At 67.4% G+C, this 3,722-nt stretch carries 2 protein-coding genes and 1 pseudogene; all 3 read left to right on the plus strand.

Annotated elements, in window-relative coordinates; genetic code table 11:
- The first annotated feature begins 870 nt into the window (after nucleotides 1-870).
- Nucleotides 871-1,956, plus strand: coding sequence for an IS630 family transposase (locus ACZ53N_RS36755; RefSeq protein ID WP_469145054.1), 1,086 nt, complete (start codon nucleotides 871-873; stop codon nucleotides 1,954-1,956).
- Nucleotides 1,957-2,036: 80 nt separating this feature from the next.
- On the plus strand, nucleotides 2,037-2,414 hold the full coding sequence (locus ACZ53N_RS36760) for a hypothetical protein (RefSeq protein WP_469145055.1): 378 nt from the start codon (nucleotides 2,037-2,039) through the stop codon (nucleotides 2,412-2,414).
- Between the two features lie 139 nt (nucleotides 2,415-2,553).
- A pseudogene (locus ACZ53N_RS36765) lies at nucleotides 2,554-3,636 on the plus strand (helix-turn-helix domain-containing protein); the annotation flags it as partial.
- Between the last annotated feature and the right edge of the window lie 86 nt (nucleotides 3,637-3,722).

The following is a 3,722-nucleotide window of genomic DNA, read 5'->3' on the forward strand; positions in this document are numbered from 1 at the left end:
GCTACCTCGCCGGCCTCCACCTGCGCGCTTCATTGATCTGGATCAAGGACCTCACCCGGACCAGCCCTTGATCACAACCGAATACGCGCCCTAGTACTGGCCGTCCCTGGCTTCGCGGTCCTCGGCTATTGCACCCACGACTGGACTGCTGCCGGGGTGCTCGTGGGGGTTGCGGCCGTGCTTCTCTTCCTCTGGGGTGGCGGCATGGTCATGCGTGGCCGCTAATCCACGCATGACCATGCGATGCCCAGCACCGCTGGCGTATCTTCCGATCCATGAGCGAACAGCGGTCCACGCGGAACGACTTGAGCGGCAACGTTGCAGGACATTCCGTCCAGGCTGGAGCCGTCCACGGTAACGTAGTGTTCAACTCGAGTATCGAGCCGCAGAGCTCAGGAGAGGCGGAGATCCATCGCCGGTGGACAGAGCGGCAACGACGCATCCTTGACGAGGAGGAAGCTGAGAGGGCGACGAAGCGACGACGAGCCGAGCGTTATGTGCGGGCTTGCCGCCTTCGGGCACAGGTGTCCTTGGCTGCACTGCCCGTGTCCATAGCGGCTGTGATAATGGGCACCCTGCACGTGGTGGCCTCTATCTACGGGGTCCTTGGGTTATTGTTCACGGCCATCTTCACTTTCGGATGGATCCAAAACACGCAGGTAGTTCGGGCTTGGGAGGCCGGACGAACCATCAAGGTTCCGCGCAAATAGTCGGAGCGTTGAGGAGGTGACGCCTTCCCGCCGAACCCGGGTGTCACTGGCCCGCTAGTGAGCCGGTTTTGAGTCTTGGTGTCGCCACGTGAGTTGTGTTCTATCCCGGATCCTGGCAGGGGTGGTGACGGCTGGGTCGTTCGGCGGTGTGCTGGAGGGTATGGGTGACAGCAGGCTGGTCCCGCTTGTGCTCTCGGAGTCCGAGCGGGTGGTGTTGCAGGGGTGGGCGAAGCGTCGCATGACCGCGCAGGGCCTGGCTCTGCGGGCGAGGATCGTTCTGGCGTGCGCGGAAGGCGGCAGCAACATGGCTGTCGCGGGCCGGCTGGGTGTCCACCGGATGACGGTGAGCAAGTGGCGGTCGCGGTTTCTGCGGGACCGGCTGGACGGTCTGGCTGACGAGCCGCGGCCGGGGGTGCCGCGGACCATCACCGATGCCCAGGTGGAAGAGGTGGTGGTCCGCACCCTCGAAGAGGTCCCCGAGGGGTCGACGCACTGGTCGAAGCGGGAGCTGGCCCGGCGGGTGGGGATCTCGCCCACGAGCGTGCTGCGGATCTGGCGCGCTTTCGGTCTTCAGCCCTGGCGGACCGAGGCTTTCAAGGTTTCCCCGGACCCGTTGCTGATCGACAAGATCCGCGATGTGGTGGGGCTGTATCTCGCGCCGCCGGCGAACGCGGCGGTGTTCGCGGTGGACGAGAAGCCGCAGATCCAGGCCCTGGAGCGAACCGCCCCCGTCCTGCCGATGGTGCCGGGGGCACCGGAGCGTCGTAGTTTCGACTACGTCCGGCACGGCACCGTGGACCTGTTCGCGGCGCTGAACACCGCCACCGGCAAAGTGATCGGGAAACTGTCGACCCAACACCGCGCGGTGGACTTCCGCGACTTCCTGGACGAGATCGACCGCCAGACCGAACCCGGCCTGGCGGTGCACGTGATCTGCGACAACCTCTCTGCGCACAAGGCGCCCCTGGTGCACCGGTGGCTGCTCGCCCACCCCCGCTTCGAGCTGCATTTCACCCCGACGTACTCGTCGGGGACCAACCAGGTCGAGCGGTGGTTCGCCGAGCTCGAACGACGCTGCCTCGAACGCGGCGTGTTCTGCTCGCTCGACGAGCTGAAGACCGCGCTCGAAGCCTGGGCCAAGCACTGGAACAGCGATGCCCGCCCCTTCAAATGGACCAAGACCGCCGACCAGATCATCGACCGGATCTGCCGCTACTGCTCACGCATCTACGGACCGACTCACTAGCCCATCTCCAGGCTGCCTACCAGCAAGCCGCCGCTCATCCACTGGCCACCCTGGCCCAGAGCAAAGCACCGGCCCGCACCATGGAACGGCACGCCCAGCGCATCCTCGTGGCCGTGCCCGACTACGCCCAACAGGTCATCGACGACCCCGCCTGGCCGACACTGGCCGCCGCCCTGACTGAAGCCGAGAAGTCGGCCGCGACCCCGAGCAGCTCCTCCAGCACGCCGCCCGTCTGCGCACTCTGGACGACGCCCGCTCCACCGCCGGGGCCCTCACCTGGCGCATCCAACGCCTCGCCGCCCGGCGGGCCCCCGACGACCGGGCACGAGCCGCCCAAGCCCGCACGGCCACGACAGCGCGACCGGCACAGCCCAGCCATGCCCATATGGCACCTGCCCGGCACCGGTGATCCCAGCGCTGATGGCCTCGCGGAAGCGACGCCGCGCCGGCCTAAGTGACCCCGGGCTTGACCGCGACGAGTCCGCCTCCGCCCTGGCATAGGTACCGTTCTGATAGAGACGCCTGAACGGACGGAGGCACCATGCCCTGCCGAACGACTGAGCCAAGCCGGCCCATCAGCAGGTCGGGGGTGCGCTGATGCTGGAGGAAGCCGAGGAGATCGGTCGCCGCGCCCGTCGTGCCCGCCTCCGCCTGGGCATGCCGCAGGCCGACCTTGCCGCCGCTCTGGGCAAGTCGCAAGGCTGGGTCTCGAAGATGGAGCGCGGCCTGATCGAACTGGACAGGGTCGGCATCCTGAACCTGCTGGCAGCCGAATTGCACGTCCACCCCAATGATCTGATCGGCCGCCCGTACACCAGGTCCCCCGACGAGAACCAGTGGCAGGTTGCCGCGTCCTCGATCCTGCGGGAACTGCGCCGCTACGACCTCGCCCCCATGTTCGACGGCACCCCGCGTCCGGCGGCGAAGCTGTGGCGGGAGATGACACGTCTGCACCGACTGCGGGACGCCGCCGCGAACGTGGCCATCCTGCGCATCCTGCCGGACCTGCTCCGCGAGTCACGTGCCCTCGCCGAGGTGACCACCGGCCACGAGCGGGAGGAGGCTTACGCGATCTATGCGGTGTGCTGCAAGTTCGCGCACACCGCCGCCCACGCTCTGGGCCACCCCGAGCTGGTCGCCATGGCCTGCGAGCGGGCCGCCTGGTCAGCACGGTTGTCCGGTGACCCGGTCATGCCCGCGGTCGCTGACTGGATGCGGGTCTGGGACATGTGGGCGAGCGCGGACTGGGAAGACGCCGTCGTCCTGTCCGACAAGGCCATCAGCACTCTTCAGCAGGACTACGAGCGTGGCGAGCCGTTGGCCCTACGGGCATGGGGCACGCTCCAGCTCCGTGCCGCGGTCTCCGCAGCACGAGGCGGCCGGGCAGCGGAGGCGGAAGACCGCATCGATCTCGCCAGGACGGCGGCCGACCGCATGGGCGAGTACACCGGGCCTCCGGTGTACGACAGGCACTCGCTGACGTTCTCACCCGGCAACGTCCAGATCCACGCCATCAGCGTGGCCCTGGAGATGGGGCAGCAGCGAAAGGCCCTGACGATAAACCACCGCACCAGCCCGGAGCTGATCGCTTCCATGCCCAACTCGCGTCAGGGCCACCACCACATGGACCTCGCGCGAGCCTGGCTGTGGGACGGAAACCGCGACAAGGCACTAGACGAGTCATTCCGATGTGATCAGTGGTCATAAGCGATCAAGGAGCGTATGACGGGCTGGCCGGTCTTGTGGTTGTGCCAGATCGCGGCGGC

It is taken from the genome of Streptomyces sp. NPDC033229, assembly GCF_055576875.1.

Bases quoted from the DNA above. Each gene is read 5' to 3' on its own strand.
- ACZ53N_RS36760 (WP_469145055.1), top strand. From the start codon at position 2,037: ATGGAACGGCACGCCCAGCGCATCCTCGTGGCCGTGCCCGACTACGCC.
- ACZ53N_RS36755 (WP_469145054.1), top strand. From the start codon at position 871: ATGGGTGACAGCAGGCTGGTCCCGCTTGTGCTCTCGGAGTCCGAGCGG.